The sequence below is a fragment of the Microbacterium sp. Z11_20 genome (assembly GCF_057197605.1).
Window position 1 is genome coordinate 381725 of record NZ_JBXVOQ010000001.1, and the last position, 26096, is coordinate 407820.

23 protein-coding genes are annotated in these 26096 nt (G+C 69.9%); 20 read left to right on the plus strand and 3 right to left on the minus strand.

What is annotated here, in order from left to right; all coding sequences use genetic code 11:
- The first annotated feature begins 101 nt into the window (after window positions 1-101).
- From AC2DFQ_RS01810 to AC2DFQ_RS01855, 10 genes are all read left to right on the plus strand, one after another.
- On the plus strand, window positions 102-1226 hold the full coding sequence (locus AC2DFQ_RS01810; RefSeq protein WP_484509544.1) for a UDP-N-acetylglucosamine--N-acetylmuramyl-(pentapeptide) pyrophosphoryl-undecaprenol N-acetylglucosamine transferase: 1125 nt from the start codon (window positions 102-104) through the stop codon (window positions 1224-1226).
- Between the two features lie 12 nt (window positions 1227-1238).
- On the plus strand, window positions 1239-2648 hold the full coding sequence (murC, locus tag AC2DFQ_RS01815; protein WP_484509543.1) for a UDP-N-acetylmuramate--L-alanine ligase: 1410 nt from the start codon (window positions 1239-1241) through the stop codon (window positions 2646-2648).
- 5 nt (window positions 2649-2653) lie between these two features.
- Window positions 2654-3604, plus strand: coding sequence for an FtsQ-type POTRA domain-containing protein (locus AC2DFQ_RS01820; protein WP_484509542.1), 951 nt, complete (start codon window positions 2654-2656; stop codon window positions 3602-3604).
- Between the two features lie 144 nt (window positions 3605-3748).
- A complete protein-coding gene (gene ftsZ / locus AC2DFQ_RS01825) occupies window positions 3749-4915 on the plus strand; it encodes a cell division protein FtsZ (RefSeq protein ID WP_484509541.1) in 1167 nt (388 codons plus the stop codon).
- 67 nt (window positions 4916-4982) lie between these two features.
- On the plus strand, window positions 4983-5672 hold the full coding sequence (locus AC2DFQ_RS01830; protein ID WP_484532766.1) for a YggS family pyridoxal phosphate-dependent enzyme: 690 nt from the start codon (window positions 4983-4985) through the stop codon (window positions 5670-5672).
- Between the two features lie 31 nt (window positions 5673-5703).
- The gene (locus AC2DFQ_RS01835; RefSeq protein ID WP_484532767.1) at window positions 5704-6162 is read left to right on the plus strand and encodes a cell division protein SepF; all 459 of its coding nucleotides are present in this window, start codon (window positions 5704-5706) and stop codon (window positions 6160-6162) included.
- Window positions 6163-6168: 6 nt separating this feature from the next.
- The gene (locus AC2DFQ_RS01840) at window positions 6169-6471 is read left to right on the plus strand and encodes a YggT family protein (RefSeq protein ID WP_484509538.1); all 303 of its coding nucleotides are present in this window, start codon (window positions 6169-6171) and stop codon (window positions 6469-6471) included.
- Window positions 6472-6600: 129 nt separating this feature from the next.
- A complete protein-coding gene (locus tag AC2DFQ_RS01845) occupies window positions 6601-7206 on the plus strand; it encodes a DivIVA domain-containing protein (protein WP_484532768.1) in 606 nt (201 codons plus the stop codon).
- Window positions 7207-7215: 9 nt separating this feature from the next.
- The gene (gene lspA / locus AC2DFQ_RS01850) at window positions 7216-7833 is read left to right on the plus strand and encodes a signal peptidase II (RefSeq protein ID WP_484532769.1); all 618 of its coding nucleotides are present in this window, start codon (window positions 7216-7218) and stop codon (window positions 7831-7833) included.
- On the plus strand, window positions 7833-8756 hold the full coding sequence (locus AC2DFQ_RS01855) for an RluA family pseudouridine synthase (RefSeq protein WP_484509535.1): 924 nt from the start codon (window positions 7833-7835) through the stop codon (window positions 8754-8756). The genes lspA and AC2DFQ_RS01855 overlap by 1 nt, the downstream gene beginning before the upstream one ends.
- A 432-nt stretch (window positions 8757-9188) precedes the next feature.
- Here the strand turns inward: AC2DFQ_RS01855 and AC2DFQ_RS01860 are convergent, their stop codons facing one another.
- Together AC2DFQ_RS01860 and AC2DFQ_RS01865 are read right to left on the minus strand one after the other, a co-directional pair.
- A complete protein-coding gene (locus AC2DFQ_RS01860; RefSeq protein ID WP_484532770.1) occupies window positions 9189-9662 on the minus strand; it encodes an NUDIX hydrolase in 474 nt (157 codons plus the stop codon).
- Window positions 9663-9715: 53 nt separating this feature from the next.
- Entirely contained in the window at window positions 9716-12301 is a 2586-nt protein-coding gene (locus AC2DFQ_RS01865; RefSeq protein WP_484532771.1) for a CocE/NonD family hydrolase, read from the minus strand.
- A 266-nt stretch (window positions 12302-12567) separates the two neighbouring features.
- Between AC2DFQ_RS01865 and dnaE the strand changes: the two genes are divergently transcribed.
- From dnaE to AC2DFQ_RS01890, 5 genes are all read left to right on the plus strand, one after another.
- A complete protein-coding gene (dnaE, locus tag AC2DFQ_RS01870) occupies window positions 12568-16032 on the plus strand; it encodes a DNA polymerase III subunit alpha (RefSeq protein ID WP_484533122.1) in 3465 nt (1154 codons plus the stop codon).
- A gap of 100 nt (window positions 16033-16132) precedes the next feature.
- Complete coding sequence (locus AC2DFQ_RS01875) at window positions 16133-17290, plus strand: hypothetical protein (protein WP_484509532.1); 1158 nt, start codon at window positions 16133-16135, stop codon at window positions 17288-17290.
- A 20-nt stretch (window positions 17291-17310) separates the two neighbouring features.
- On the plus strand, window positions 17311-18639 hold the full coding sequence (gene hisD, locus AC2DFQ_RS01880; protein WP_484532772.1) for a histidinol dehydrogenase: 1329 nt from the start codon (window positions 17311-17313) through the stop codon (window positions 18637-18639).
- Window positions 18640-18664: 25 nt separating this feature from the next.
- Window positions 18665-19153: a transcriptional regulator NrdR gene (gene nrdR / locus AC2DFQ_RS01885; RefSeq protein WP_484509530.1), complete on the plus strand. Its 489-nt coding sequence runs from the start codon at window positions 18665-18667 to the stop codon at window positions 19151-19153.
- Window positions 19154-19185: 32 nt separating this feature from the next.
- On the plus strand, window positions 19186-20199 hold the full coding sequence (locus AC2DFQ_RS01890) for a quinone-dependent dihydroorotate dehydrogenase (protein WP_484532773.1): 1014 nt from the start codon (window positions 19186-19188) through the stop codon (window positions 20197-20199).
- A 148-nt stretch (window positions 20200-20347) separates the two neighbouring features.
- Here AC2DFQ_RS01890 and AC2DFQ_RS01895 read toward each other — a convergent pair whose 3' ends face one another.
- A complete protein-coding gene (locus tag AC2DFQ_RS01895; protein WP_484509528.1) occupies window positions 20348-20914 on the minus strand; it encodes a DUF3043 domain-containing protein in 567 nt (188 codons plus the stop codon).
- A 46-nt stretch (window positions 20915-20960) separates the two neighbouring features.
- Between AC2DFQ_RS01895 and AC2DFQ_RS01900 the strand changes: the two genes are divergently transcribed.
- The 5 genes from AC2DFQ_RS01900 to AC2DFQ_RS01920 all read left to right on the plus strand — a co-directional run bounded on the left by AC2DFQ_RS01900 (window position 20961) and on the right by AC2DFQ_RS01920 (window position 26077).
- On the plus strand, window positions 20961-22355 hold the full coding sequence (locus AC2DFQ_RS01900) for a M20/M25/M40 family metallo-hydrolase (protein WP_484532774.1): 1395 nt from the start codon (window positions 20961-20963) through the stop codon (window positions 22353-22355).
- A gap of 94 nt (window positions 22356-22449) precedes the next feature.
- Window positions 22450-22815 (plus strand): HesB/IscA family protein, encoded by a 366-nt coding sequence (locus AC2DFQ_RS01905; RefSeq protein WP_484509526.1) that lies wholly within the window; start codon window positions 22450-22452, stop codon window positions 22813-22815.
- Between the two features lie 173 nt (window positions 22816-22988).
- Complete coding sequence (gene ctaC, locus AC2DFQ_RS01910) at window positions 22989-23876, plus strand: aa3-type cytochrome oxidase subunit II (RefSeq protein WP_484509525.1); 888 nt, start codon at window positions 22989-22991, stop codon at window positions 23874-23876.
- Between the two features lie 6 nt (window positions 23877-23882).
- Window positions 23883-25646 carry an aa3-type cytochrome oxidase subunit I gene (ctaD, locus tag AC2DFQ_RS01915; RefSeq protein ID WP_484509524.1) on the plus strand — a complete coding sequence of 588 codons (1764 nt, stop codon included), beginning with the start codon at window positions 23883-23885 and terminating at the stop codon, window positions 25644-25646.
- The gene (locus AC2DFQ_RS01920; protein WP_484509523.1) at window positions 25646-26077 is read left to right on the plus strand and encodes a cytochrome c oxidase subunit 4; all 432 of its coding nucleotides are present in this window, start codon (window positions 25646-25648) and stop codon (window positions 26075-26077) included. The genes ctaD and AC2DFQ_RS01920 overlap by 1 nt, the downstream gene beginning before the upstream one ends.
- Window positions 26078-26096 lie beyond the last annotated feature (19 nt).

Below are 26096 nucleotides of genomic sequence, written 5' to 3' on the forward strand. Positions count from 1 at the left end.
CGGCCGAGCGCTCCGCCTGAGCGGTTCAGACTGAGTACGGTACGCGGTGCGGGTGCGGGGTCAGGCAGGAACGCACAGGCGGCGGTTGTTAGGGTCGGATGGTGACGACCTACCTCCTCGCCGGCGGCGGCACGGCCGGCCACGTCAACCCGCTGCTCGCCGTCGCCGACGGCCTGCGTGAGCGCGACCCCGACGCCGCCGTGTACGTGCTGGGCACGCGCGAGGGCCTGGAGTCACGCCTCGTCCCACTGCGCGGCTACGAGCTGCTCGTCGTCGACAAGGTCCCCTTCCCGCGTCGCCCCGACCGCGCCGCGGCGATGTTCCCGGTCCGCTTCCGCCGCGCCATCGCGCAGGTGCGCGCCCACCTGCGCGACCGCGAGGTGGACGTGGTCACGGGATTCGGCGGCTACGCGTCGGCCCCCGCCTACGTCGCCGCCCGGCGCGCGGGCGTGCCGGTCGTGGTGCACGAGGCCAACGCCAGACCGGGCCTCGCGAACGTGCTCGGCGCTCGCGGCGCGGCCGCCGTGGGCGTGGCGTTCGCCGGCACGCCGCTCCGGGGCGCACGCGTCGTCGGGATGCCGCTGCGCCGCGAGATCGTCGACCTCGATGCCGCGGCCTCCCGCTCCGCGGCGGCCGAGCACTTCGGGCTCGACGCCGGTCGCCCCACGCTCCTCGTCTTCGGCGGCTCGCTGGGCGCCCAGCGGCTCAACGAAGCCTTCGGCGGCTCGTGGCAGGACGTCCTCGCCGCCGGCTGGCAGCTGCTGCACGTCACCGGCGAGCGGTCCGACCTCCCCGATCCCGGCGCGCCCGGTTACGCCGTCGTCCGCTACGTCGACCGGATGGATCTGGCCTACGCCCTCGCCGACGTCATCGTGTCGCGGTCGGGGGCGGCGACCGTCAGCGAGGTCAGCGCCCTCGGGATCCCCGCCGTCTACGTGCCTTACGCCGTCGGCAACGGCGAGCAGCGCCTCAACGCCGCCGCCGCCGTCCGCGCGGGAGCTGCCCGCATCATCCCCGACGCGGAACTCACGCCCGACCGCGTGCGGGCAGAACTGGTCCCGCTGCTGCAGGATGCCGGCGCACGGCGGGCGATGCGGGATGCGGCGGCCTCCGCCGGCACGCGCACCGGAACGCAGAACGTCATCGACCTGATCGACGAGGCCCTTGCGGGCCGGAGCGACGGTGCCTCCGCGCGCCGGGGCCGACGCCCAGGAACGCCGACCTAGGATGATCGGGTCATGATTCGACCCGACTTGAGCCTGCCCATCCCCGAGAACATCGAAGCCGCCCACTTCATCGGCATCGGCGGCTCGGGGATGTCGGGGCTGGCGCGCATGTTCCTCGAGCGCGGCATCCGCGTGTCGGGGTCCGACCGCGCCGACAGCCCCGGGCTGCGTGCCCTGGAGAGCCTCGGCGCGACCGTGCACGTCGGTCACGACGCCGCTCATCTGGGCGACGCCGACACGGTCGTCCACACCGGCGCCATCTGGCCGGAGAACCCCGAGTTCGTCACCGCCAAACAGCGCGGGCTCGCCGTGATCCACCGGTCGCAGGCGCTGCACTGGCTCATCGGCGGACGCCGGCTCGTGTCGGTCGCCGGTGCCCACGGCAAGACGACCTCCACCGGCATGATCGTCACGGGCCTGCGCGCCCTCGACGCCGACCCGACGTTCGTCAACGGCGGGGTGATCGCCGACTACGACGCCTCCAGCGCGACCGGCTCCGACGATCTGGTCGTGATCGAGGCCGACGAATCCGATGGCACGTTCCTGCTCTACGACACGGCGGTCGCGCTGATCACGAACGTCGATCCCGACCACCTCGACCACTACGGCTCGTTCGACGCGTTCGATGCCGCCTTCGCGCAGTTCGCCGACCGGGCGCGCGAGGCGGTGGTGATCTCGGCCGATGACCCCGGCGCGCAGCGCGTGCGCGCACGCCTGTCGCACCCTCGCGTCATCACGTTCGGGCTGGATGCTTCCGCCGACGTCCGCGTGGCCGACATCCGCACCGACGGACCCGTCTCCTTCACCCTCACGACCGCCGGCACGACCGTTCCGTTGCAGTTGCGGGTTCCCGGCGCGCACAACGCCGTCAACGCCGCGGGCGCCGTCGCGGTGCTGGTCACGCTCGGGTACGACGTCGCTGCGGCGGCCCGAGCGGTCTCCGGGTTCGGGGGCACCGCGCGGCGGTTCGAGCTGCACGACGTCCGGCGCGGGGTGAGCGTGTACGACGATTACGCGCACCATCCGACCGAGGTCGCCGCCGCCCTCGCGGCCGCCCGTACCGTCATCGGCGACGGCCGCATCATCGCCCTGCACCAGCCGCACACCTACTCGCGCACTCAGGCGATGTACCGCGAGTTCGCCGAGGTGCTGGAGTCGTACGCCGATCACACCGTCGTGCTGGACGTGTACGGCGCCCGCGAAGATCCGGTACCCGGTGTCACCGGAGAACTGGTCAGCGGTGCCTTCCGCGATCCCGACCACGTCCACTTCGTCGCGGACTGGCAGGAGGCCGCCGACTACACCGCGGCGGTGGCGCGCGGCGGCGACTACGTCATCACCCTCGGCTGCGGCAACGTGAACCTCATCATCCCGCAGGTGCTCGAGGCACTCTCGCGCACCGCCGAGATCGCCGAGGAGTGACGCGGATGCGCCGGCCGAGCCCCCTGCCGCCGCCGCCCGCGGAATCGTCGCCCGCCCGACGGACCACCGAGAAGCCGGCCGCCGCGCGCGAACCCACCGCCCCGGTCATCCCGCTCCTTCCGGGCGAGGAGCGGTGGAGCCCCGCCCGCCCGTCCGCGCCGACCGCTCCGGAAGACGCCGGAACCCCTGACCGACTCGGTCTGCGCGACGTGTGGCGCGCCTCCCGTGCCCGCCGGCGGGCACTCCGCGCAGAGGTGCGCCGGTTCACGGTGCGCCAGCGCCGCCGGCGGATGCTGTGGATCGGTGCCGCCGCGGCGGTGGCGCTGCTCGTCCTGGGCACGGTGGGTGCCGCCTACAGTCCGCTGTTCGCCGTGGAGCGCATCGAGGTCGCCGGGACGAGCACGCTGGATGCGAACGCCGTCGCGGAGGCTCTCGACGACCAGCTCGGCACGCCGCTCCCGCTCGTGGACGACAGTGCCGTGAAAGCCGCGCTCGTGCGCTTCCCGCTCGTGGAGTCCTACACGCTCGAGGCGCGCCCGCCGCACGACCTCGTCGTACGTATCGTCGAACGCACCCCGGTGGGGGCGATCGGATCCGCCGCCGGCTACACGGTCGTGGATGCCGCGGGCGTCGCGCTGTCGACGACCCCCTCGGCGCCACCGGGTCAGCCGGTGCTCACCATCACCGGCGGCGTGGGGTCGGCGGCGTTCCAGGCGGCGGGGCGGGTCATGCGGTCGCTGCCCGACGCGATCCGGATGCAGGTGACGGCGGTCTCGGCCACCACGGCCGATGACGTCACGCTGACCCTGGGCGCGACCGAGACGACGGTCGTGTGGGGGAGCGCCGACCGATCCGCTCTCAAGGCCCTCACCCTGGAGCGCGCGATGCAGGGCCGTCCGCCTGCCGACACGAGCGTGTACGACGTCTCCTCCCCGTCGGCCATCGTGGTGCGCTGACGCTTTATCCGCGGGTTGTGGCGACACGCCGCGTCGCTCCGGCTGACGCCGCGTCCGCCACCTACGTTCGGAATCAGGAATTGCATACCCAGCAATTCTTTAACCCTCTAGATGAGGTTTAAGGTTCGGGATATGGAGGCCGGCATGAGCCAGAACCAGAACTACCTCGCCGTGATCAAGGTCGTGGGAGTCGGCGGTGGTGGCGTCAACGCCGTCAACCGCATGATCGAGCTCGGCCTGCGCGGCGTGGAGTTCATTGCGATCAACACGGACGCTCAGGCGCTGCTCATGAGCGACGCCGACGTCAAGCTCGACGTCGGACGGGAACTCACGCGCGGCCTCGGTGCCGGCGCCGACCCCGAGGTGGGGCGCCGCGCCGCAGAGGACCACGCGGAAGACATCGAAGAGGCATTGGCCGGCGCCGACATGGTGTTCGTCACGGCCGGCGAGGGCGGTGGCACGGGCACCGGTGGCGCACCGGTCGTCGCACGCATCGCCAAGTCGATCGGCGCCCTGACCATCGGTGTCGTCACGAAGCCCTTCTCCTTCGAGGGGCGTCGCCGCCAGCAGCAGGCCGAGACCGGCGTCTCCAAGCTCAAGGAAGAGGTCGACACCCTCATCGTGGTGCCGAACGACCGGCTCCTCGAGATCAGCGACCGCGGCATCTCGATGATCGAGGCCTTCGCCACGGCCGACCAGGTGCTCCTGGCCGGTGTGCAGGGCATCACCGACCTCATCACCACGCCGGGTCTCATCAACCTCGACTTCGCCGACGTCAAGTCGGTCATGCAGGGTGCGGGATCCGCGCTCATGGGCATCGGCTCCGCGCGCGGCGCCGATCGCGCGATCAAGGCCGCCGAACTGGCCGTCGAGTCTCCGCTGCTGGAGGCGTCGATCGAGGGCGCCCACGGCGTCCTGCTGTCGATCCAGGGCGGCTCGAACCTCGGCATCTTCGAGATCAACGACGCCGCGCAGCTGGTGAAGGAGGCCGCGCATCCCGAGGCCAACATCATCTTCGGAACGGTGATCGACGACACTCTCGGCGACGAGGTGCGGGTCACGGTCATCGCGGCAGGCTTCGACGGCGGAGAGCCGTCGCTGCGTCTGGATGCCGTGGGTGCTGCCCAGCGGCCGGCAACGCCCGTCCTCCCGCCCCTGCCGCTGCCCACCGAGGAGACCACGCCCTCGGCGCCGGTCGCCGAGGAGGAGCGCGTGCGCGAGTCGGTGCCGGTCGCTGCCCGCCATCCCGAGCCTGCCTACGACTCGGCATTCGGCGACGACGACCTGGACATCCCCGACTTCCTGAAGTAGGAGTCCTCAACAGCGGTGGCGGGTCCGGCATGCCCCGGGCCCGCCACAGCGTTTTCCGGGAGGAATCGTGGACAGCGAACTGGCCGACCGTCTGGCCGCCGTCGATGAGCGGATCGCCGCATCCGCCCGGGCCGCCGGGCGCGATCCCGCGGAGATCACCCGCATCGTCGTGACGAAGTTCCACCCGGCCGCCCTCGTGCGCGACCTGTACGCGCTGGGTGTGCGAGACGTGGGGGAGAACCGTCAGCAGGAGCTGACGGCGAAGGCGGCCGACCTGACGGCGCTGACCGACCTGCGGTGGCACTTCATCGGGCAGGCGCAGACCAATAAGGCCCGGGCCATCCGTGCCGTGGCATCGGCGGTGCACTCGATCGACCGTGCGCGGCTGGCCGATGCCCTGGATGCGGCGGCCCCCGAGCCGGGGGGCGTCCTGGACGTGCTCGTGCAGGTGAACCTGACCGACGATCCCGGTCGCGGCGGTGTCGAGCCGGCGGCTGTCCTCGGCTTGGCCGAACACGTGGCGGCGCTGCCCACCCTGCGCGTCCGGGGCGTCATGGCCGTCGCTCCGCTGGACGAGGAGCCCGAGCGCGCCTTCTCCCGCCTGCGTGCCGCGGCGGACGCGGTGCGCAGCGTGGCACCGGAGGCGACGTGGATCTCGGCCGGGATGACCGGAGATTTCCCCGAAGCGATCGCAATGGGCGCGACACACCTGCGGATCGGCTCGGCAATCACGGGCCCGAGGCCCGTGCGCGGATAGCCTCGGAACAGACGAGCGAACGGAGGATGCGATGTCGAACCCGCTCAAAAAGACCATGGTGTACCTGGGCCTCGCTGACGAAGAGGAAGCCTTCGACGAGCCGGCGACGCAGCCTTCGAGCCGCAAACCGCAGGCTGTCGAGAAGGCCGCACCGGTGACGCCGATCCACCGCCCCTCGGTGGTGCGTCAGCCGACCCCGGGCCCGATCAGCGAGATCCTGACGGTGCACCCCAAGCAGTACCGCGACGCGCAGGTGATCGCCGAGAACTTCCGCGAGGGCGTTCCGGTCATCATCAACCTGTCGCAGATGAGCGACGCCGACGCGCGCCGCCTGATCGATTTCGCCAGCGGCCTGTCCATGGGGCTGTACGGGCGGATCGAGCGGGTCACGAGCAAGGTGTTCCTGCTGTCTCCGGAGAACATCGCCGTATCCGGCGACGGTGCGCTTGCGCAGGGGGACTCCGAGTCCGTCGCGTTCGCTCAGCCGTAACCGACCGTGGACGTGCTGCGCCTGGTCGCCACGATCCTCAACGGGCTGCTCTTCCTGTACGTCATCGTGCTGCTCGTGCGACTCGTGCTCGAATACATCCCGATGTTCAACCGGTCGTGGCGACCGCGCGGTGGGGCACTGATCGCGGCCGAGGTCGTCTATACGGTGACCGACCCGCCGATCCGGCTCTTCCGTCGCTTCATCCCGCCCTTGCGTGTGGGGCCCGTCGCCATCGACTTCGCCTTCGCGTTGACGATGCTGCTGTGCTTCCTCCTGCTGGGGATCACGCGCTCGATCGCCGGAGGCTGACCGACCCCCGGCCCGACCGCAAGGCTTCGACAGCCTGCGGAGCCGCCGACTATGCTTGCTCGAAGCACGCACGGCCCGGAGCGCCGTCAGAACCCCGGCCCGAGACCAGCTCTCGAAAGAGGAATCACCATGCCATTGACCCCTGATGACGTCGTCACCAAGCAGTTTCAGCACGTCCGGTTCAAGGAAGGCTTCGACCCGGACGAGGTGGACGACTTCCTCGACGAGATCGTCGTCGAGTGGCGTAAGGCCCTCGCCGAGAACGAGGAGCTGAAGGCCCGGCTCGCCGCTTACGAGTCCGGTGAGCAGCCCGCCGCCGAGCCGCGCGCGGAAGCACCGGCCGAGCCGGTCGTCACCGACGTCCCCGCGCCCACCCCGGTCGCCGCCCCCGTCTCCTCCGCCGACCCGGCATCGACGTCGGCGGGCATCATCGAGCTGGCCCAGCGCCTGCACGACGAGCACGTCGCCGAGGGCAAGGCGCAGCGCGACCAGCTCATCTCCGAAGCCCAGTCCCGCGCGGCGGCCATCCTGGCCGAGGCCGAGGCGAAGGGCCGCGACGAGATCGCGCGCCTGGAGAAGGAGCGCGTCGCGCTGGAGGGCCGCATCTCCGAGCTGAACGCGTTCGAGCGCGACTACCGCGCACAGCTGCGCAGCTACATCGAGGGCAAGCTCCGCGACCTCGATACGACCGCAACGCCGTCCGGATCCACCCCGGTCTCGGCGATCGGGCTCTAGGCCCGCTCGGTGCGCAGCCGAGCACCCCTGCATAAGGCGGCGGCCGGCATCCTCATCGCGATCCTCGCGGTGACGGTGCTGGCCGCCGACCAGTTCACGAAGTACCTCGCCATCGCGAACCTGCCTCCCGAGGAGCCGGTTCCCGTGCTCGGCGAGTTCCTGCAGTTCTACCTGGTGCGAAACCCCGGCGCGGCGTTCTCGCTCGGGCAGGGTGTCACGTGGGTCTTCACGATCGCGCTGGCCGTCGTCGCCGTCGTCCTCGTCTGGCTCGCCGTGACACGCGTGACCTCCCGCGCGTGGGCGGTGACGCTCGGACTGCTCCTGGGCGGCGTCCTCGGGAACCTCACCGACCGGCTGCTGCGGTCACCGGGATTCCCCGTAGGACACGTGGTGGATTTCATCTCCACGCCCTGGATGATGCCGGCCATCTACAACGTCGCCGACATCTTCATCGTCACGATGATGATCGCCGTGGCGCTGCTCGTCCTCATCGGGCTGCGCCTGGACGGCACGCGGGAGACCCGTGCCGCCGCCGGGGATGACGCCGCCGGGGATGACGCCGTCCCGGATGATGAGGAGCCGGGCGCGGTCGGCGATCAGACCGACCCCGGACCGGCGCCGCGCTGATGACGGAGTCACGGAGTCTTCCCGTCCCCGACGGGCTCGACGGCACCCGGGTGGATGCCGCACTGGCGAAGATGCTCGGATTCTCCCGCACCTTCGCCGCGGAGGTGGCCGACGCGGGGGGCGTCGAGCAGGACGGACGGACGGTCGGCAAGTCCGACCGGCTGCACGGCGGCGCGTGGCTCCAGGTGACGTGGACGGCCAAACGCGAACCCGAGATCGTGCCCGTCGAGGTGCCGGGCCTCGGCATCGTGTACGACGACGACGACATCGTCGTGGTGGACAAGCCCTCGGGGGTGGCGGCGCATCCGTCGATGGGCTGGGAGGGGCCCACGGTGCTCGGCGCACTGGCGGGGGCCGGGTTCCGCATCTCCACCAGCGGCGCCGCCGAGCGGCGCGGGATCGTGCATCGTCTGGACGTCGGGACGAGCGGGCTCATGGTGGTGGCGAAGACCGAGCACGCCTACACCGTCCTCAAGCGGGCGTTCAAGGAACGCGAGGTGGAGAAGATCTACCACGCCGTCGTGCAGGGCCACCCCGATCCCCTCGCCGGCACGATCGATGCGCCGATCGGTCGTCATCCCACGCACTCGTGGAAGTTCGCCGTGACGCCCGCCGGCAAGGACTCCGTCACCCACTACGAGACCCTCGAGGCGTTTCCCGGCGCTTCCCTGCTGGAGATCCACCTCGAGACGGGGCGGACGCACCAGATCCGCGTCCACATGGCCGCGCACCGGCATCCCTGTGTGGGCGACCCCCTCTACGGGGCCGACCCGACGCTGTCGGCCCGCCTCGGCCTCACCCGCCAGTGGCTGCACGCCCGCCAGCTGTCCTTCGCACACCCCGAGACGGGGGAGTGGTCGACGTTCACCTCCGAGTATCCCGCCGACCTGGCCCGCGCCCTGGAGATCCTCCGCGCCGACTGACCGCGTCTGGGCGTTCCGCTTCGTCGGAGCATTTCGCCTTCGTCGGAGGATCCTGCGCGCATCCTCCGACGCGCGCAGCATCCTCCGACCTCGGTGAGGACAGTGTCGGGGAAGGCGGCACACGGCGATCAACCGTGGACGTACGCGCCGCGAGGTCGTTCGACGTGGTTGCGACGAGAAGGTCGACCTCACGATGGCCTATGTCGGGAGGAAGCGGCTGTTCGAGAAGGCCGCGGCACCCTCGCGGCGCCCCGTGTCCCAGCTGGCGGTTTTCCTCGGGTGCTGATGCGTCGGACTCTGTAGCGCCCGCGGCCCGCGCATCCGCCCCGTCGCCGGCGGCTCGCGCGTCGGAGGACGGCACCGTCGTCGGAGGATGACGGGCGGATGCTCCGACCTCGATGCGATCCTCCGGCCGCGGGCCGCGCATCCGCGCTAGCGGCCGCCGGAGAAGGTCGCCGGGTCGTCCTCGGCCATCGCCAGGGCGATCCGGCGGACGTGCTCGTGGGCGACATCGGTCAGCTCGCCCAGGCCGTAGAAGCCGACCTCGGTCAATTCGCCGTCGGCGGGATGCGGCTCACCCGAGATCCAGTCGCAGCGGAACACGAGATCGAGGTAGTCGACCTGGTCGCCGTTGGCGTAAGTCATGCGGGGGATCTGGTGGACGAGGGCCAGGCGGGTGGCGCGGACGACGACTCCTGCCTCTTCGAGGCATTCCCGTACCGCGGTGTCGGCGGGTTCCTCGCCCGGTTCGACGATGCCCGAGACCGGCGCCCACCGACCGTTGTCGGTGCGCTTGCCCAGCAGCACCTTCTCGTCGCGGAACACGACGGCCGTGACCCCGACGAGGGGGAGCGGGGCTTGCCCGATCTTCTCGCGCAGGGACAGGACGAATTCGGGGGTGGCCATGCGTCCACGGTAGCGGGGGTGGGGACCGAGCCGGTCCCCACCCCCGATCCGGCTCAGCTCAGGCGTCGCCTCCGGCGCGCCGTCAGGAGCACGGCTCCGACGACGAGCAGCGCGGCGGCGGCGGTGAGGCCGACGAGCGCGAGCGCTCCGCCGCCGGTGGCGGCGAGACCGGATGCGATGGCTCCCACGCCGCCCTCACGCTCGTCCGTCACCGGGGTGTCCGCGGGGATGACCTCCACGGTGACGCTCGAGGTCAGGCCGTTCACCGTCGCCGTGATCGTGTGCGGGCTCGCCTGCGGGAAGCTGACCGTGTTCCCCGAGAAGACATCCGTCGCCACGGAACTGGTGAGAACCGCCAACGACGTGACATCACCGAGGCTCTCGCCGTCGGCGTCGAAGCCCTCGACCGTCGCCGTCAGAGTGCCGCCCTGCGGCACCGACGGGGCGCTCATCTCGAGTTCGATCGACGCGATGCGTTCGGCCACGGTGAGCCACCGCGCATAGGCGGTGGTGCTGGCCGTCAGCGGCGACGAGAAGTCGAACGGCGTGGTGAGCGCGGCATCCGCGTACCAGCCGCCGAAGCCCAGGCCATCGGCGGTCGGGTCGGCCGGGGCCGTCGGCGCGCTGCCGTACGCGACCTCTTGGGCGGCTGGTGCCGTCCCCTGACCGCCGACGTCGAAGCTCAGGGTGACCGGCGCCGGAGCCCCGAACGCGCCCGAGCGTGCGGCGGCGTCGAGGCCGCCGACCACCGGCAGAACGAGGGAACTGCTCGTCGCGTCGATCGTGACGGTGGCTCCCGGGGATCCTGCGACGAACCCGGACATGTTGGTCGTCAGGACCAGGCCGATGCGGCTGCCGGCGCGGAACGTGTAGTCGTACGGCTCCAGCGTCCAGTCGAATCCGTACATCTGCCCGGGGACCACCGGCGTCGCCTGGCCGTCGATCAGGGTGTCGCGGTTGGACGAGTCCAGCACGCCGCGTGAGACACGCCAGAAATCGGTGGTGGCCGACCGTCGCTCCACCTCGAGGTAGCACGCGTTGTCGAACGCGCTGGCGCCACCCCAGCAGGTGCGCGTGGCGAGGTTCTGCACTCCGTCCCCGGTGCCACGGGGTGTCCGGGCGGCGGTGCTGTAGTCGACCAGCAGCGCGCCGAGATTCGTCTGCTCCTGGCTCAGCGACGCGTCGAGGCGGACGGTGGGGGTGCCGGAGATGCGCAGGTCCTGTTCGAGCGGCTCGGACAGGATGACCAGCCGGGAGGACTGCTGACCCTCGGGGCCGGTGATCAGCGCGGTCTCGTTCGGGCTGTTGCCGGGGCCGGTGAAGGCGATGGTGGTCGCTCCCTCCGTCGGCGCCAGGGCGAGCGAGCCTTCCGTCCCCGGCTGCCCGGTGACATGGACATCGACCTGCTCGGCACCCGGCGCGGGCCAGGAGACCTCGTCCAGGTAGACGGCGGGGTCGGATTCGACCGTGGACTGCGGCTCCGACATGATGCCGTTCTCCAGGCCGTACAGCCAGTAGTCGAACCAGCGGTGCAGCGTGTCGACCCATACCTCGCGGCGGAAGTCGAACGGATCGACGTGACCCACGCGCGGCAGCCATACCTTCCGCGGGACGTCGCTGGCACCCAGGGCGTCCCAGTACTCGGCGAATTGACTCATCCGCACGTTGTCGTCATTCAGGCCGTGCACGGCGAACACGGACGCGCGCACGTTGTCCGCGTCGGCGCGGTAGTCGCGCTCCTGCCAGAACGCGTTGATGTCGCCGGTCTCGTCGCCGTCGATCGCGTTCATCTCGTCCCGGGTCGGCGCGCACACCGCGCGACGATCCTCGTTCGTGACGTTGCTCGACAGGCTCGCGGGATAGTCGGTGTTGTGCCGGATGCCGTTGGTCCGCGAGTAGCGGTACCACTCGCTGATGGCATCGATCGGGACGATCGTCGAGAGCCCGTCGACGCCGGTGGCGGCGACGCCGTTGGCGAGGGTGCCGTCGTAGGACTTGCCGATCATGCCCGCCCGGCCGTTGTGCCAGTCGGCGGTGACGGGGTCGCCCGCGGCGTCGAATCCGGGGACGCGGCCCTGCAGCCAGTCGATGACGACCTTCATGCTCGCGATGTCGCCGGAGCCCCCGTGCAGGGGGCAGCCGGTGGAGAACCCCGTGCCGTTCATCTGTGCGTGGATGACGGCGTACCCGCGGGGGACGAAGTAGTTGTCGTAGAACAGCGGGAACAGATCGGTCACGCCGTCGCCGTCCTGATCCGACAGCTTCTGCGATTCGTTACCGCGCCCGACGGTCGTGAAGTACGGGCTGGGGTCGATGATGGCGGGTACCGCGAGCGTCGCGGGGTCCGCGTCCGGACGGACGATGTCGATGGCCGTGCGGTCGGTCACCCCGTCGCGGTCCTGGTCGACGCCCTCGACGGGGATGTACACGCGCTCACGGATCGCTTCGGCGTACTCGAAAACCGGCTGCGTCGACGTTCCGACGATGGGGGTGGGTGCGGGCACGGGCGCGGCGGTGGCAGCCGTGGCCGGTGCCACGAGCGTGGCGGCGATGCCGACGGCGATGGCCGCGGCGGTGATCCTGCGGGGGACAGTGCGTCGATGTGGCCGCGCGGGGGGCGCATTTCGTAATAATTCCATAACCAATTCATAACGTCGCGCCGGGGGGCCGATGTCCCCGCAGCGCGCCTCTGCGGAAACGTGACCAGACCGTTATGTTCGCCGGTCGGGCGTCACGAAACCGTAACCGGTCACTGAGGAACGCGTCGGTGCCCGTAACACGACGCAGGGACAATGCGCGCCCGCGGCGAGCGCGTTGCGGAGCAGCCCGTGTCCGAGGGCGCTCGTAGACTCGATGCGTGGCATCCGACTCCTTCGCTCACCTGCATGTCCACAGCGAGTACTCGATGCTCGACGGCGCCGCGCGCATCGGCCCGATGGTCCAGGAGGCCGTCCGGCAGGGCATGCCGGCCATCGCGGTGACCGATCACGGCAACACGTTCGCGGCGTACGAGTTCTACAAGACCGCGAAGGATGCCGGAATCAAGCCGATCATCGGCATCGAGGCGTACGTGACCCCGGGTACCCACCGCGCAGACAAGGCGCGCGTGCGCTGGGGCACGCCTGAGCAGAGCAACGACGACGTCTCGGGTTCGGGCGCCTACACGCACATGACCCTGCTGTCCGAGACCACCGAGGGGATGCACAACCTCTTCCGCCTCTCCAGCAGGGCCTCGATCGAGGGCTACTACTTCAAGCCGCGCATGGACCGCGAGCTGCTGCAGACCTACTCGAAGGGGCTCATCGCGACCACCGGTTGCCCCTCAGGGGAGGTGCAGACGCGGCTGCGGCTCGGCCAGTACGACGCGGCGCGTGCCGCGGCGGCCGAGTTCCAGGACATCTTCGGCAAGGAGAACTACTTCGCCGAGATCATGGATCACGGGCTGTCGATCGAGCGTCGGGTCATGAGCGATCTCCTGAAGATCGCCAAAGACCTGAACATCCCGCTCGTCGGCACCAACGACCTGCACTACACCCACCAGCACGACGCCACGAGCCACGCGGCGCTTCTGTGCGTGCAGTCGGGGTCCACGCTGGACGACCCCAAGCGGTTCAAGTTCGACGGCGACGGGTACTACGTGAAGTCTCCCGCCGAGATGCGGCAGATCTTCCGCGACCACCCGGAGGCCTGCGACAACACACTGCTGATCGCCGAGCGCTGCGACGTCGAGTTCAACACCTCCGCGAACTACATGCCCCGCTTCCCGGTCCCGGCCGGAGAGACCGAGGAGTCGTGGTTCATCAAGGAGGTCGAGAAGGGGCTGGAGTTCCGTTACCCCGACGGCATCCCCGCCGAGGTGCGCACGCAGGCCGAATACGAGACCGGCGTCATCACGCAGATGGGCTTCCCCGGTTACTTCCTGGTGGTCGCCGACTTCATCAACTGGGCCAAGGACCACGGCATCCGGGTCGGCCCCGGCCGTGGCTCGGGGGCGGGGTCGATGGCGGCCTACGCGATGCGGATCACCGACCTCGACCCGCTGCGGCACGGCCTCATCTTCGAGCGCTTCCTCAACCCCGATCGCGTGTCGATGCCGGACTTCGACGTCGACTTCGACGACCGTCGCCGCGGCGAGGTCATCCAGTACGTCACCGAGAAGTACGGCGACGAGCGCGTCGCGCAGATCGTGACCTACGGCACGATCAAGGCGAAGCAGGCCCTCAAGGACGCCGGCCGCGTGCTGGGATTCCCGTTCAGCATGGGGGAGAAGCTCACCAAGGCGATGCCCCCGGCCGTGATGGGGAAAGACATGCCGCTGGACGGCATGTTCAACAAGGAGCACCCGCGCTTCAAGGAGGCCGCGGAGTTCCGGACCCTCATCGAGACCGACACCGAAGCCAAGACGGTCTTCGACACCGCCGTCGGGCTCGAGAACCTCAAGCGTCAGTGGGGTGTGCACGCGGCGGGCGTGATCATGTCGAGCGAACCGCTCATCGACATCATCCCGATCATGCGCCGCGAGCAGGACGGCCAGATCGTCACGCAGTTCGACTATCCCGCGTGCGAGTCCCTCGGCCTCATCAAGATGGACTTCCTGGGGCTTCGCAACCTCACGATCATCAACGACGCCGTCGACAACATCGAGGCCAACCGCGGCGAGAAGCTCGTCCTGGAAGACCTCCCGCTCGACGACGCGGACTCCTATGAACTGCTCTCCCGCGGTGACACGCTCGGGGTGTTCCAGCTCGACGGCGGCCCGATGCGGTCGCTCCTGCGGTTGATGAAGCCCGACAACTTCGAAGACATCTCGGCCGTCATCGCGCTGTACCGCCCCGGGCCCATGGGGGCGAACTCCCACATCAACTACGCACTGCGCAAGAACGGCCAGCAGGAGATCACGCCGATCCATCCCGAGCTCGAAGAGCCGCTCAAGGAGATCCTCGAGGCCACCCACGGCCTGATCATCTATCAGGAGCAGGTGATGGCCATCGCCCAGCGGGTGGCGGGGTTCTCGCTCGGCCAGGCCGACATTCTCCGTCGCGCGATGGGCAAGAAGAAGAAGTCGGAGCTGGACAAGCAGTACGAGGGCTTCCACGGCGGCATGGTGGAGCGCGGCTTCGGGGAAGCGGCGATCAAGGCTCTGTGGGACATCCTCCTCCCGTTCTCCGACTACGCCTTCAACAAGGCGCACTCCGCGGCGTACGGACTGGTCTCCTACTGGACGGCCTATCTGAAGTCCCACTATCCCGCGGAGTACATGGCGGCGCTGCTCACCAGCGTCGGCGACTCCAAGGACAAGATGGCGGTCTACCTGAACGAGTGCCGCCGCATGGGGATCCAGGTGCTCCCACCCGACGTGAACCAGTCGATCCGGTATTTCGCCGCCGTCGGAGAAGACATCCGCTTCGGCCTCGGCGCGGTACGCAACGTCGGTGCGAACGTCGTCGACGGGATCGTCGCGGCGCGGCAGGCGGTCGCCTTCACCTCGTTCCATGACTTCTTGGCCAAGGCGCCGTTACACGTGGCGAACAAGCGCACGGTGGAATCGCTCATCAAGGCCGGCGCTTTCGACTCGCTCGGGGCGACGCGCCGGGCGCTTCTGGAGATCCACGAGGACGCGACCGAGGGGGCCGTGCTCGACAAGCGGCGGGAGGCCAACGGCGAGGTCGGTTTCGACTTCGACTCGCTGTGGGACGAACCGCAGCTGGACGCCAAGGTGCCCGACCGGCCGGAGTGGACCAAGAAGGACAAGCTCGCCTTCGAGCGCGAGATGCTCGGTCTCTACGTCTCCGACCACCCGCTGGCCGGCCTCGAGGTCTCCCTCGCCAAGCACGCGTCCACCAGCATCCACGACCTGCTCTCGTCCGACGACGTGCAGGACGGCGACCAGGTCACCATCGCGGGACTGGTCACCAGCGTGCAGCACCGCGTCGCCAAGCAGAGCGGCAACCCCTACGGCATGATCACCGTCGAAGACTTCAACGGCGAGGTCACCGTGATGTTCATGGGGAAGACCTACCAGGAGTTCTCCCCGGTCCTGCAGGCCGACGCCATCCTCGTGGTCCGCGGCAGGGTGTCCCGGCGCGATGACGGTCTGAACCTGCACGCCCAGTCGGCGTTCTCGCCGGATCTGGGGTCGATGGATGACTCGGGCCCGCTGGTGCTGTTGATGCCCGAGCAACGCGCCAGCGAAGACCTCGTGAGCGAGCTTCTCCAGACTCTGCACCGTCACCGCGGCGACACCGAGGTGACGCTCAAACTCCACAAGGGCGGCACCGCGAAGGTGTTCGACGTCCCGCATCCCGTGCGGGTGACCGCCGATCTGTACGGCGAGCTCAAGGGTCTGCTCGGCCCGAACTGCCTTGGCTGATGTGCCGGATCTGCGTAAGCCCTGTCAATGCACCGGCGCCTGCCTGGGATGCGTCGGCGACCCTCGGTAGGATCGTCCCCGCCCCCTTGAGAGGAACATCGTGACTGACGCCGAACTGGACGACACCACCATCGCCCGCGCCCCCGCTGCCGACGACGCGGCTCGCACCGCCGCCGAGCACGACGCGGCTCGCACCGCCGCCGAGCACGACGAGGCTCCGACCGCCTCCGAGCAGGAGACCCCGCCGCAGTACGGCGTGGGTCCGTTCTCGATCCGCGAGGTCGCCCTCGTGGGCGTCTGGCTCGTGGCCTTCATCGTCTCGTTCTTCCCGCTCAACATCGTGGAGGGCAACGCGCGGCCGCTCTTCGGTGGCGACAACGTGTGGGTGTCGGGCCTGTCCTGGATCGCGACGATCGGCCTGCCGACCGTCGCCGTGTTCCTCCTGGTCCTCCGTCGCCTCTCTCCCGAGGGCATTCGCCGGGTGGGGTCCCTCGCCATCGACCAGTTCGCCTCGGTCGCCTTCTCCGTGGCGGCGCTGGTCTGGCTCACCGAGCTGTGGGAGACGATCGCGATCGTGATGGAGACCGGGTTCTGGACCCGCTCCTGGGTGGTGTGGGTCGAAGTCGTGCTCATGCTCGCCGGCGTCGTGCTGACCGTCTTCGCGCCGATCATCCCGGTGCTGGAGCAGGACTTCCAGGGCCGTCGCGAAACGCCCGCGCACCGCAATGCCCGCCCCGTCCGGCCGGTGACCCAGCGCCCCGCGCGCGAGCGGCCTGCGCCTGCCGCTGCCCCTGCTCCCGTCGAGGCCGCAGCCGTCCCCTCCGGGGCACCGCAGACCACGGCCTACGACACCGGTGCGTACGGCACCGGTGCGTACGGCACCGGTTCCGCCTCACCGGCCCCCTCGCCCGCCGGTACGTCCGGTGACACCGGTTCGTACGACACGGACGTCTTCGCCCCTCTCCGCGAGGAGCCTGCCGCGCAGGAGCCTGCCGCGCAGGAGCCGCAGACGCGCGAGTGGTCGATGGCGGACGAGACCGTCACCTCCGCGCAGGCCGCTCCGCCGCAGGTGCAGGCGTTCTGGGCGCTCGTTCCCGTCGAGCGCGACGTGGTCGACGACTACGGCAACCCGCTGTTCCGCATCGGTCCCACCGCGTGGGCGCTGGTGATCGAGGACCGCGGTGAGGTCTTCGTCATCCGCCACGAGGACGGCCGGGTGGGCTACCTCCACGACGTGACCGGGGTCACGCGCGGCTGAGCCGCCGGTAGCCTGGACGGATGCTCCGCACCATCGACCTGCGCGGTCGGAATCTGACGACGGCCGATCTCCTCGACGCCGTCCCGCGTGCCGTCGCGGCCCGTGACGAGGCTCTCACGACGGCCGCGGCGATCGTTGCCGACGTGGCACAGCGCGGCGAGACGGCGTTGCGCGAGCAAGCCGAGCGGTTCGATAGGGTCTCCGGCCACGACGTGCGCGTCCCGGCGGAGCAGCTGTCCGAGGCCGCCGCGTCGCTGAGCCCGGCCGTGCGCGCGGCGCTGGAAGAAGCCATCCGCCGCGTCCGGGACGCCTCCGCGGCGCAGGTGCCGCCGCCGGTGACGACCCACCTCGGCCCCGGGGCGCTCGTCACCCAGCGGTGGCAGCCGGTGCGCCGGGTGGGCGTGTACGTGCCCGGGGGGAAGGCGGTCTACCCCTCGAGCGTCGTGATGAACGTGGTGCCCGCCCAGGTCGCCGGGGTGGGGGAGGTCGCGCTGGCCTCGCCGCCGCAGCGCGAGTTCGACGGGCGTGTGCACCCCGTCATCCTCGCCGCGGCGCACCTGCTGGGCATCACCGAGGTCTACGCGATGGGCGGCGCCGGGGCCATCGGCGCGTTCGCGTACGGGGTGGCCTCCCTGGGGCTGGAGCCGGTCGATGTCGTCACCGGGCCCGGCAACAACTTCGTCGCGGCCGCCAAACGCGCCGTCGCCGGTCGGGTGGGCACGGACGCCGAGGCCGGCGCGACCGAGATCCTCGTCGTCGCCGACGACAGCGCCGATCCGGTGCTGGTCGCCGCCGACCTCGTGAGCCAGGCCGAGCACGACGAGCAGGCCTCCGCGGTCCTGGTGACCGAGTCGCCCGCGATGGCAGCGGCCGTGGCGGATGCGGTGGCCGAGCGCGCGGCGCAGACCCGTCACACCGCGCGGGTGCGCGCAGCGCTGACCGGTCCGCAGTCCGCCATCGTCCTGGTGGACGATCTGGACGGCGCCGCCGCGTTCAGCAATGCCTACGCCCCGGAACACCTCGAACTGCACCTGGCCGACCCTCGCCCCGAACTGTTCGTCCACGCCGGCGCCGTCTTCGTGGGGCCGTACTCGCCCGTGAGCCTCGGCGACTACCTGGCCGGAAGCAACCACGTGCTGCCCACGGGCGGGCAGGCGCGATACGCCGCGGGGCTCTCGGCGGCGACGTTCCTGCGCCCGCAGCAGGTGATCGAATACGACCGCGACGCCCTGGCAGCGGTGCGCGAAGGGATCGTGGCCCTCGCCGAGGCGGAGGCGCTGCCCGCGCACGGCGAGGCGGTCGTGGCGCGTTTCGCCCCCCGGCAGGCTCGGGAACCGCGCGAGGACTGACGTCGTCGCGTAGTCTGTCGATGCCATGCACTGCCCGTTCTGTCGCCACCCCGACTCCCGCGTCATCGATTCCCGCACGAGCGACGACGGTCTCAGCATCCGTCGCCGCCGTCAGTGCCCCGAGTGCGGGGGCCGCTTCTCGACCGTGGAGACGGCCAGTCTCAACATCATCAAGCGCTCCGGCGTGATCGAGCCCTTCAGCCGCGAGAAGGTGATGGCGGGAGTGCGGAAGGCCTGTCAGGGCCGACCGGTCACCGAGGCCGACCTGGCGATGCTGGCGCAGAGCGTCGAGGAGACCGTGCGCCAGACCGGCGCCTCGCAGATCGAGGCGAACGAGATCGGCCTGGCGATCCTCGGACCGTTGCGCGAGCTGGACGAGGTCGCCTACCTCCGCTTCGCGAGCGTCTACCAGGGGTTCGAGTCGCTCGAAGACTTCGAGTCCGCGATCGGGCTGCTGCGCGCCGATCACTCCGCCCGCCGAGCCGCCGACGAACCGGCCGGCGTCGCGGAGTAGCGCTCCGTCCCGGGGGGCCTAGGCTGGCGGGGATGTACCCGCTGCTTTTCCGCCTCGTCCTGTCGCGGATCGACCCCGAACGTGCGCACCACCTGGCCGTCCCGGTCATCCGCCTCCTGGGAGTCCCCCCGTTCTCATGGGTGGCCCGGCGCTTCACCGCACCCCGCCCAGGGCTGCGCACCGAGGCGCTGGGCGAGACGTTCGACTCGCCCTTCGGCGTCGCCGCGGGCTTCGACAAGGACGTGCGGATGGTGCCGGGGCTTCATGCTCTCGGCTTCGGGCACGTCGAGGTCGGCACGGTCACCGCGCTCCCGCAGCCGGGCAACCCTCGCCCCCGGCTCTTCCGCCTCGTCGCCGACCGCGCCGTGGTGAACCGGATGGGGTTCAACAACGGCGGGGCCGAGGCTGCGGCCCGGCGCCTCGAGCGGCTGCGGCGGCGGCGCATCCGCCCGGTCATCGGGGTGAACATCGGCAAGAGCCGCGTGGTCGAGGTCGCCGAGGCCGCTGCCGACTACGTCCGCAGCACGCGGCTGCTCGCGCCGCTGGCCGACTATCTCGTGGTGAACGTCTCGTCACCGAACACGCCGGGTCTCCGCGGGCTCCAGGCGCTCGACACGTTGCGCCCCCTGCTGACGGCGGTGCGGGATGCCGCGGGGTCGACCCCCCTGCTGGTGAAGATCTCACCCGACCTCGACGACGACGAGGTGCAGGCGATCGCCCGCCTCGCCGTGGACCTGGGACTCGCGGGGCTCATCGCCACGAACACCACGATCTCGCGCGAGGGTCTGCGCACGCCGCCGGCGATCGTCGCGGCGGCGGGGGAGGGCGGCCTGTCCGGCGCCCCGCTGAAGCTGCGCGCGATGGCCGTGCTGCGCCTCGTGCGCGCCGTGGTGCCGGCGGAGTTCGTCGTCATCTCCGCCGGCGGGGTCGAGACCGCCGCCGATGTGCGGGAGCGCCTGGACGCCGGCGCGACCCTCGTGCAGGGCTACACCGCGTTCCTGTACCGCGGCCCGCTCTGGGCTCGCCAGATCAACCGCGGCCTCTGACGCCCCTCCGCTCCACGCACGACGCCCCTCCGCTCCACGCACGACTCGGGTCCGCGAGACCGCAGCCTGCCGACGAGAGTGCGACATAATGCCGCTGCCTCGCCGGCAGCGTGCAGTCTCGCGGCCGGGCCGCGGGCGGCCCGGGCGGTCAGGCGGGGTGCTGGCCGCGCTTGACCTGCGGCTTGGGGAGGCGCATGAAGCGCATCTGGACCGTCCGCATGGCCGAGTACCACCCGAGGCCCTTCTCCATGCGGTCGGCACCGAACTTCTCCCGGGCGGCGCGCTTGACCCGGATCGACGTGATGATCATGTCGCCGATGACGAAGAGCACGAAGATCCACAGGGCGACGAACGCCCAGTACTGGAACATCGGCACGGGGATGATGGTCGCCACGATCACGAGCACCATGAAGGGCATGACGCCCTCGCCCAGGTGCCAGCCCGAGTCGACGAAGTCGCGCGCGAAGCGCCGCTGCGGACCCTTGTCGCGCACCGGCAGGTAGCGGTCGTCCCCGGCCGCCATCCCCAGCCGCGCCTTCTCGCGGCGCGCTGCCAGCTCGGCGCGAGCGCGGGCCTTCGCCTCCTTGGTGTCGGCGACGAGCGGGCGCTTGCGTGCGGCCTCCCGCTCGGCACGCGTCGGAGTCGCACGTCCCTTGCCCGAGCGGGCAGGGTCGACGGGGGCGTCGTTGGACGCGGGGACGGGGGTCTTGGCCACGGGGAACCTCGGCAGACAGTGGATGGGGCTCTCTAAGATTACTCGCATGACCCCCGAACACTCCCGCAGAGATGCTGTGCGCGCAGCCGCAGCATCCGTGATCCCCTCCGCACTGGCCGATCTCGGGTCCCTCGTGCGCATCCCCTCCGTCGCGTGGCCCGCCTTCGACCAGGCGCAGATCGCCCGCAGCGCCGAGGCGGTGGCGGAACTCTTCCGCGGACTGGAGTTCTTCGACAGCGTCGAGGTGAAGACCGCCGCGATCCCCGGCACCGACGAGCACGGGCAACCGGCCGTCCTGGCCACCCGCGCCGCCCGCAACGGCCGGCCCACGGTCCTGCTGTACGCCCACCACGACGTGCAGCCCGCCGGCGACGAGGCGCTGTGGGAGACGCCCCCTTTCGAGCCGACCGTGCGCGACGGCCGTCTGTACGGCCGCGGGGCCGCCGATGACAAGGCCGGGGTCATGGCTCATGTCGCGGCTCTTCGCGCGCTGATCGAGGCGCTCGGGCGGGACGTCGACCTCGGTGTCGCCGTGTTCATCGAGGGTGAGGAGGAGTACGGCTCGCGCTCATTCGGCCAGTTCCTCGCCGACAACGCCGACGCGCTGCGCGCCGATGCGATCGTCGTGGCCGACTCGGGCAACTGGGACGAGCGCACCCCGGGTCTCACGGTGTCGCTCCGGGGGAATGCCCGCTTCACCCTGCGCGTGCGGACCCTCGACCACGCGTCGCACTCCGGGATGTTCGGGGGAGCGGCGCCCGACGCCATGCTCGCGACCGTGAAGCTCCTCGCGACCCTGTGGGACGACGACGGCGCGGTCGCCGTGCCGGGACTTTCGATCCGGGATGCGGCGACCCCCGAGTACACCGAGGAGACGTTGCGGGGCGAAGCCGGGCTGCTCGAGGGCGTCACGCCCATCGGACGCGACGCGATCCTCAGTCGCATCTGGAACCAGCCCTCGATCACGGTCACCGGCATCGACGCGACCAGCGTTGCCGCCGCATCCAACACCCTGGCGCCCGAGATCACGGTCGTGGTGAGCGCCCGCGTGGCGCCCGGCCAACCCGCCGTCGAGGCGTTCGAGGCGATTCAGGCGCACCTGCGAGAGCGCGCGCCCTTCGGTGCCGAGCTGACCTTCTCCGACGTCGACTGCGGCGACGGCTTCCTCGTCGACACCGGCGGGTGGGCCGTCGAGGACGTGCGCCGGGCCTTCGAAGAGGGGTACGGCGTCCCGAGCATCGACGTCGGTGTCGGCGGGTCGATCCCCTTCATCGCCGACCTCGTCCGCGAATTCCCCGAAGCCCAGATCCTCGTCACGGGCGTGGAAGACCCCAACTCGCGTGCACACAGCCCGAATGAGTCGCTGCACCTGGACACCTTCCGGCACGCGGTGGCCGCCGAGGCGCTGCTGCTGGAGAGCCTCGACGCGCGCACCGTGTGAGACGCGCGGATGCGGCGGCGGGGCGCGCTCGCGCCGGGCGGCGTAGAATCATCGTGTCCGAACCGCGACGCGCTCCGATGAAGAGGGGGATGTCATGACCGACACCGCGCTGTCCACCGACCAGACCGTCCGCGAGCACGGGGTCGGGCTCACCGACGCCGCCGCTCTGAAGATCAAGAACCTTCTCGACCAGGAAGGGCGCGACGACCTCCGTCTCCGCGTGGCCGTGCAGCCCGGCGGATGCTCCGGGCTCATTTACCAGCTCTATTTCGACGAGCGCTACCTCGATGGTGACAAGGCCGTCGACTTCGGCGGCGTCGAGGTCATCGTCGACGACATGAGCGTGCCGTACCTGGACGGGGCGACCATCGACTTCAAGGACACCATCTCGGAGCAGGGGTTCACGATCGACAACCCCAACGCTGCCGGCAGCTGCGCCTGCGGCGACAGCTTCCACTGATCTGACGCGGCCCGGGCCGAGCCCGGGACCGACACGCCAGAACCCGCGGTACGCGAGCGACTTTCGCCTCGTCCCGCGGGTTTTCGCGTTTTCGCGGCTGAGCGGTTGTCCTGAGAAGCATGAGAGCTTGCCCTAGACTGAACGAGCAACATTCACGTCCGGAAAGGTGCACCGTGCCCTCGAAACGCCGCCTCCGCTGGGCCTTCCTTCCGGTTGGGATCGCCACGGCAGCAGTGCTCGCCGGCTGCAGCCCGACCCAGCTCCACGGCTACCTGCCGGGGTTCCAGGAAGACGGCGTCCCCACCACGAACCGCGTCGACATGGTCGCCGGGCTGTGGGTCAACTCCTGGATCGTGCTGCTGGTCGTGGGCCTGGTCACCTGGGGGCTCATGCTCTGGGCCGCCATCGCGTACCGCCGTCGTAAAGGCCAGTCGGGCCTTCCGGTGCAGCTGCGCTACAACATGCCGATCGAGATCTTCTACACGGTCGTGCCGCTGATCCTCGTCGTCGGATTCTTCGCCTTCACCGCGCGCGACCAGGACATCCTCGAGGACCAGTACGAAGACCCCGAGGTGTCGATCACCGCCTACGGCAAGCAGTGGGCATGGGACTTCCAGTACAACGGCGAGGCCGAGGACGCCTCCGACGCCGTGTGGACCATGGGCGTGCAGGCCGTGCCCGAGGGCGACGGCACCGTCGACCAGGACGCGTTGCCCACCCTCTACCTGCCGGTGGACAGGACGGTGCAGATCGAGCTGCAGTCGCGCGATGTCGCGCACTCCTTCTGGGTCATCGACTTCCTGTACAAGAAGGACATGTACATCGGGCGCGACAACTACTGGTCGTTCACGCCCACCCGCGAGGGCACCTACGCCGGCAAGTGCGCCGAACTGTGCGGCGAGTACCACTCCGCCATGCTGTTCAACGTCAAGGTCGTCAGTGACGCGGAGTACGAGGACTACCTCGACACGCTGCGCGCCTCGGGACAGACCGGTGACATCGACGAGGCCTATGACCGACTCCGGGGTAACACCGGGTTCGGCCGCGCCGAGGAAGGTTAAGCGAGCATGACCACCACGCTTCCGCCGAAAGAATCGGCGCCCGGCCGCCCGACGACGATCCCGCCCCGCCAGGCGGCGCTGCTGACCACGTCCCGCGTCGAGCACAAGGGCAACATCGTCGTGAAGTGGATCACCTCCACCGACCACAAGACGATCGGTTACCTGTACCTCATCTCCTCGGTGATGTTCTTCATGCTCGGTGGCGTGATGGCGCTGATCATCCGCGCCGAGCTGTTCGAGCCGGGCATGCAGATCCTGCCGACCAAGGAGCAGTACAACCAGCTGTTCACCATGCACGGCACGATCATGCTGCTGATGTTCGCGACGCCGCTGTTCGCCGGCTTCGCCAATGCGATCCTCCCGCTGCAGATCGGTGCTCCCGACGTCGCCTTCCCGCGACTGAACGCTTTCGCCTTCTGGCTGTTCCTGTTCGGCTCGCTCATCGCGATCTCCGGCTTCCTGACCCCCGCTGGTGCTGCCGGATTCGGTTGGTTCGCCTATCAGCCGCTCGCCAATGCCAGCTTCTCGCCAGGCGTCGGCGGAAACCTCTGGATGCTGGGCCTCGGCATGAGCGGTTTCGGCACGATCCTGGGTGCCGTGAACTTCATCACCACGATCCTCACGATGCGCGCGCCCGGCATGACCATGTGGCGGATGCCGATCTTCACGTGGAACACGCTGATCACCAGCATCCTGATCCTGCTGGCCTTCCCCGTGCTGGCCGCCGCCATCCTGGCCGCCGCCAGCGACCGCGTGCTCGGGTCGCACATCTACGACCCCGCTGCCGGCGGCGTGCTGCTGTGGCAGCACCTGTTCTGGTTCTTCGGTCACCCCGAGGTGTACATCATCGCGCTGCCGTTCTTCGGCATCGTGTCGGAGATCTTCCCCGTCTTCAGCCGGAAGCCGATCTTCGGGTACAAGACCCTCGTCTACGCCACGATCGCGATCGCGGCCCTGTCGGTGTCGGTGTGGGCGCACCACATGTACGTCACCGGTGCGGTGCTGCTGCCCTTCTTCGCCCTGATGACGATGCTCATCGCCGTTCCGACCGGGGTGAAGATCTTCAACTGGATCGGCACGATGTGGCGCGGGTCGGTGACCTTCGAAACTCCGATGGTCTTCGCCCTCGGCTTCCTGATCTCGTTCGTCTTCGGCGGCCTCACCGGCGTCATCCTCGCCTCACCGCCGCTGGACTTCCACCTGTCCGACTCGTACTTCGTGGTGGCCCACTTCCACTACGTCGTGTTCGGCACGGTCGTGTTCGCGATGTTCGCCGGGTTCTACTTCTGGTGGCCGAAGTGGACGGGGCGGATGCTGAACGAGCGGCTCGGCTACGTGCACTTCTGGATGCTGTTCATCGGCTTCCACATGACCTTCCTCATCCAGCACTGGCTGGGCGTGGACGGCATGGTGCGCCGCTACGCGGACTACTCGCCGCAGGACAATTGGACGTGGGAGAACCAGGTCTCCACCGTGGGTGCGATGATCCTCGGTGCTTCGATGATCCCGTTCCTGCTGAACGTGTGGATCACGGCGCGCAAGGCGCCGAGGATCACGGTCAACGACCCGTGGGGCTACGGCGGCTCCCTGGAGTGGGCGACCTCGTCGCCGCCGCCCCGCCACAACTTCACGTCGATTCCGCGCATCCGCAGTGAGCGCCCCGCGTTCGACCTGAACCACCCCGAGGCCGGCATCCCGGTCGGTGTGGGCCCGGCCAAGGACGCGCCCGACGCACCGGTCGTCGACGCCGCCGAGGGGGAGGTCAAGTAATGCGCGCCAACGCGAACCTGTGGTGGCTGCTGTCGGTCTTCTTCCTGATCGTCGGGATCGTCTACACGGTATGGGCGATCATCTTCTACTCCGGCGATGTCGTCACCCGCATCGAATGGGTCGGCACGATCGCCCTGATCTTCGCGGCACTGATGTCGGCGCTGATCGCGTTCTACGTCCAGCGCGTCCACCGCGCACAGGGCGGTGAGCTGCCCGAAGATACCCTCACCGCCGACATCGACGACGGTGACCCGGAGATCGGCGAGTTCAGCCCGTGGTCGTGGTGGCCCATCGTGCTCGCGTTCTCGGCGGCGATCGCAATGATCGGGCTCGCCGTGGGCACCTGGATGATGCCCATCGGGCTCAGCATCTTCGTCGTCGCCATCGTCGGCTGGGTGTTCGAGTACTATCGCGGATATTTCGCGCGCTGAGCGGCGAGTGCCGATCCGA

What these genes read in the sequence shown, in the direction of transcription:
- AC2DFQ_RS01920 (WP_484509523.1), top strand. Translation starts at nt 25,646, where the DNA reads ATGCGCGCCAACGCGAACCTGTGGTGGCTGCTGTCGGTCTTCTTCCTG.
- AC2DFQ_RS01900 (WP_484532774.1), top strand. Translation starts at nt 20,961, where the DNA reads ATGACCCCCGAACACTCCCGCAGAGATGCTGTGCGCGCAGCCGCAGCA.
- ctaD (WP_484509524.1), top strand. Translation starts at nt 23,883, where the DNA reads ATGACCACCACGCTTCCGCCGAAAGAATCGGCGCCCGGCCGCCCGACG.
- AC2DFQ_RS01820 (WP_484509542.1), top strand. Translation starts at nt 2,654, where the DNA reads ATGCGCCGGCCGAGCCCCCTGCCGCCGCCGCCCGCGGAATCGTCGCCC.
- AC2DFQ_RS01905 (WP_484509526.1), top strand. Translation starts at nt 22,450, where the DNA reads ATGACCGACACCGCGCTGTCCACCGACCAGACCGTCCGCGAGCACGGG.
- dnaE (WP_484533122.1), top strand. Translation starts at nt 12,568, where the DNA reads ATGCTCGACGGCGCCGCGCGCATCGGCCCGATGGTCCAGGAGGCCGTC.
- murC (WP_484509543.1), top strand. Translation starts at nt 1,239, where the DNA reads ATGATTCGACCCGACTTGAGCCTGCCCATCCCCGAGAACATCGAAGCC.
- AC2DFQ_RS01845 (WP_484532768.1), top strand. Translation starts at nt 6,601, where the DNA reads ATGCCATTGACCCCTGATGACGTCGTCACCAAGCAGTTTCAGCACGTC.
- AC2DFQ_RS01835 (WP_484532767.1), top strand. Translation starts at nt 5,704, where the DNA reads ATGTCGAACCCGCTCAAAAAGACCATGGTGTACCTGGGCCTCGCTGAC.
- AC2DFQ_RS01890 (WP_484532773.1), top strand. Translation starts at nt 19,186, where the DNA reads ATGTACCCGCTGCTTTTCCGCCTCGTCCTGTCGCGGATCGACCCCGAA.
- ftsZ (WP_484509541.1), top strand. Translation starts at nt 3,749, where the DNA reads ATGAGCCAGAACCAGAACTACCTCGCCGTGATCAAGGTCGTGGGAGTC.
- AC2DFQ_RS01855 (WP_484509535.1), top strand. Translation starts at nt 7,833, where the DNA reads ATGACGGAGTCACGGAGTCTTCCCGTCCCCGACGGGCTCGACGGCACC.
- AC2DFQ_RS01865 (WP_484532771.1), bottom strand. Translation starts at nt 12,301, where the DNA reads ATGGAATTATTACGAAATGCGCCCCCCGCGCGGCCACATCGACGCACT.
- AC2DFQ_RS01860 (WP_484532770.1), bottom strand. Translation starts at nt 9,662, where the DNA reads ATGGCCACCCCCGAATTCGTCCTGTCCCTGCGCGAGAAGATCGGGCAA.
- nrdR (WP_484509530.1), top strand. Translation starts at nt 18,665, where the DNA reads ATGCACTGCCCGTTCTGTCGCCACCCCGACTCCCGCGTCATCGATTCC.
- hisD (WP_484532772.1), top strand. Translation starts at nt 17,311, where the DNA reads ATGCTCCGCACCATCGACCTGCGCGGTCGGAATCTGACGACGGCCGAT.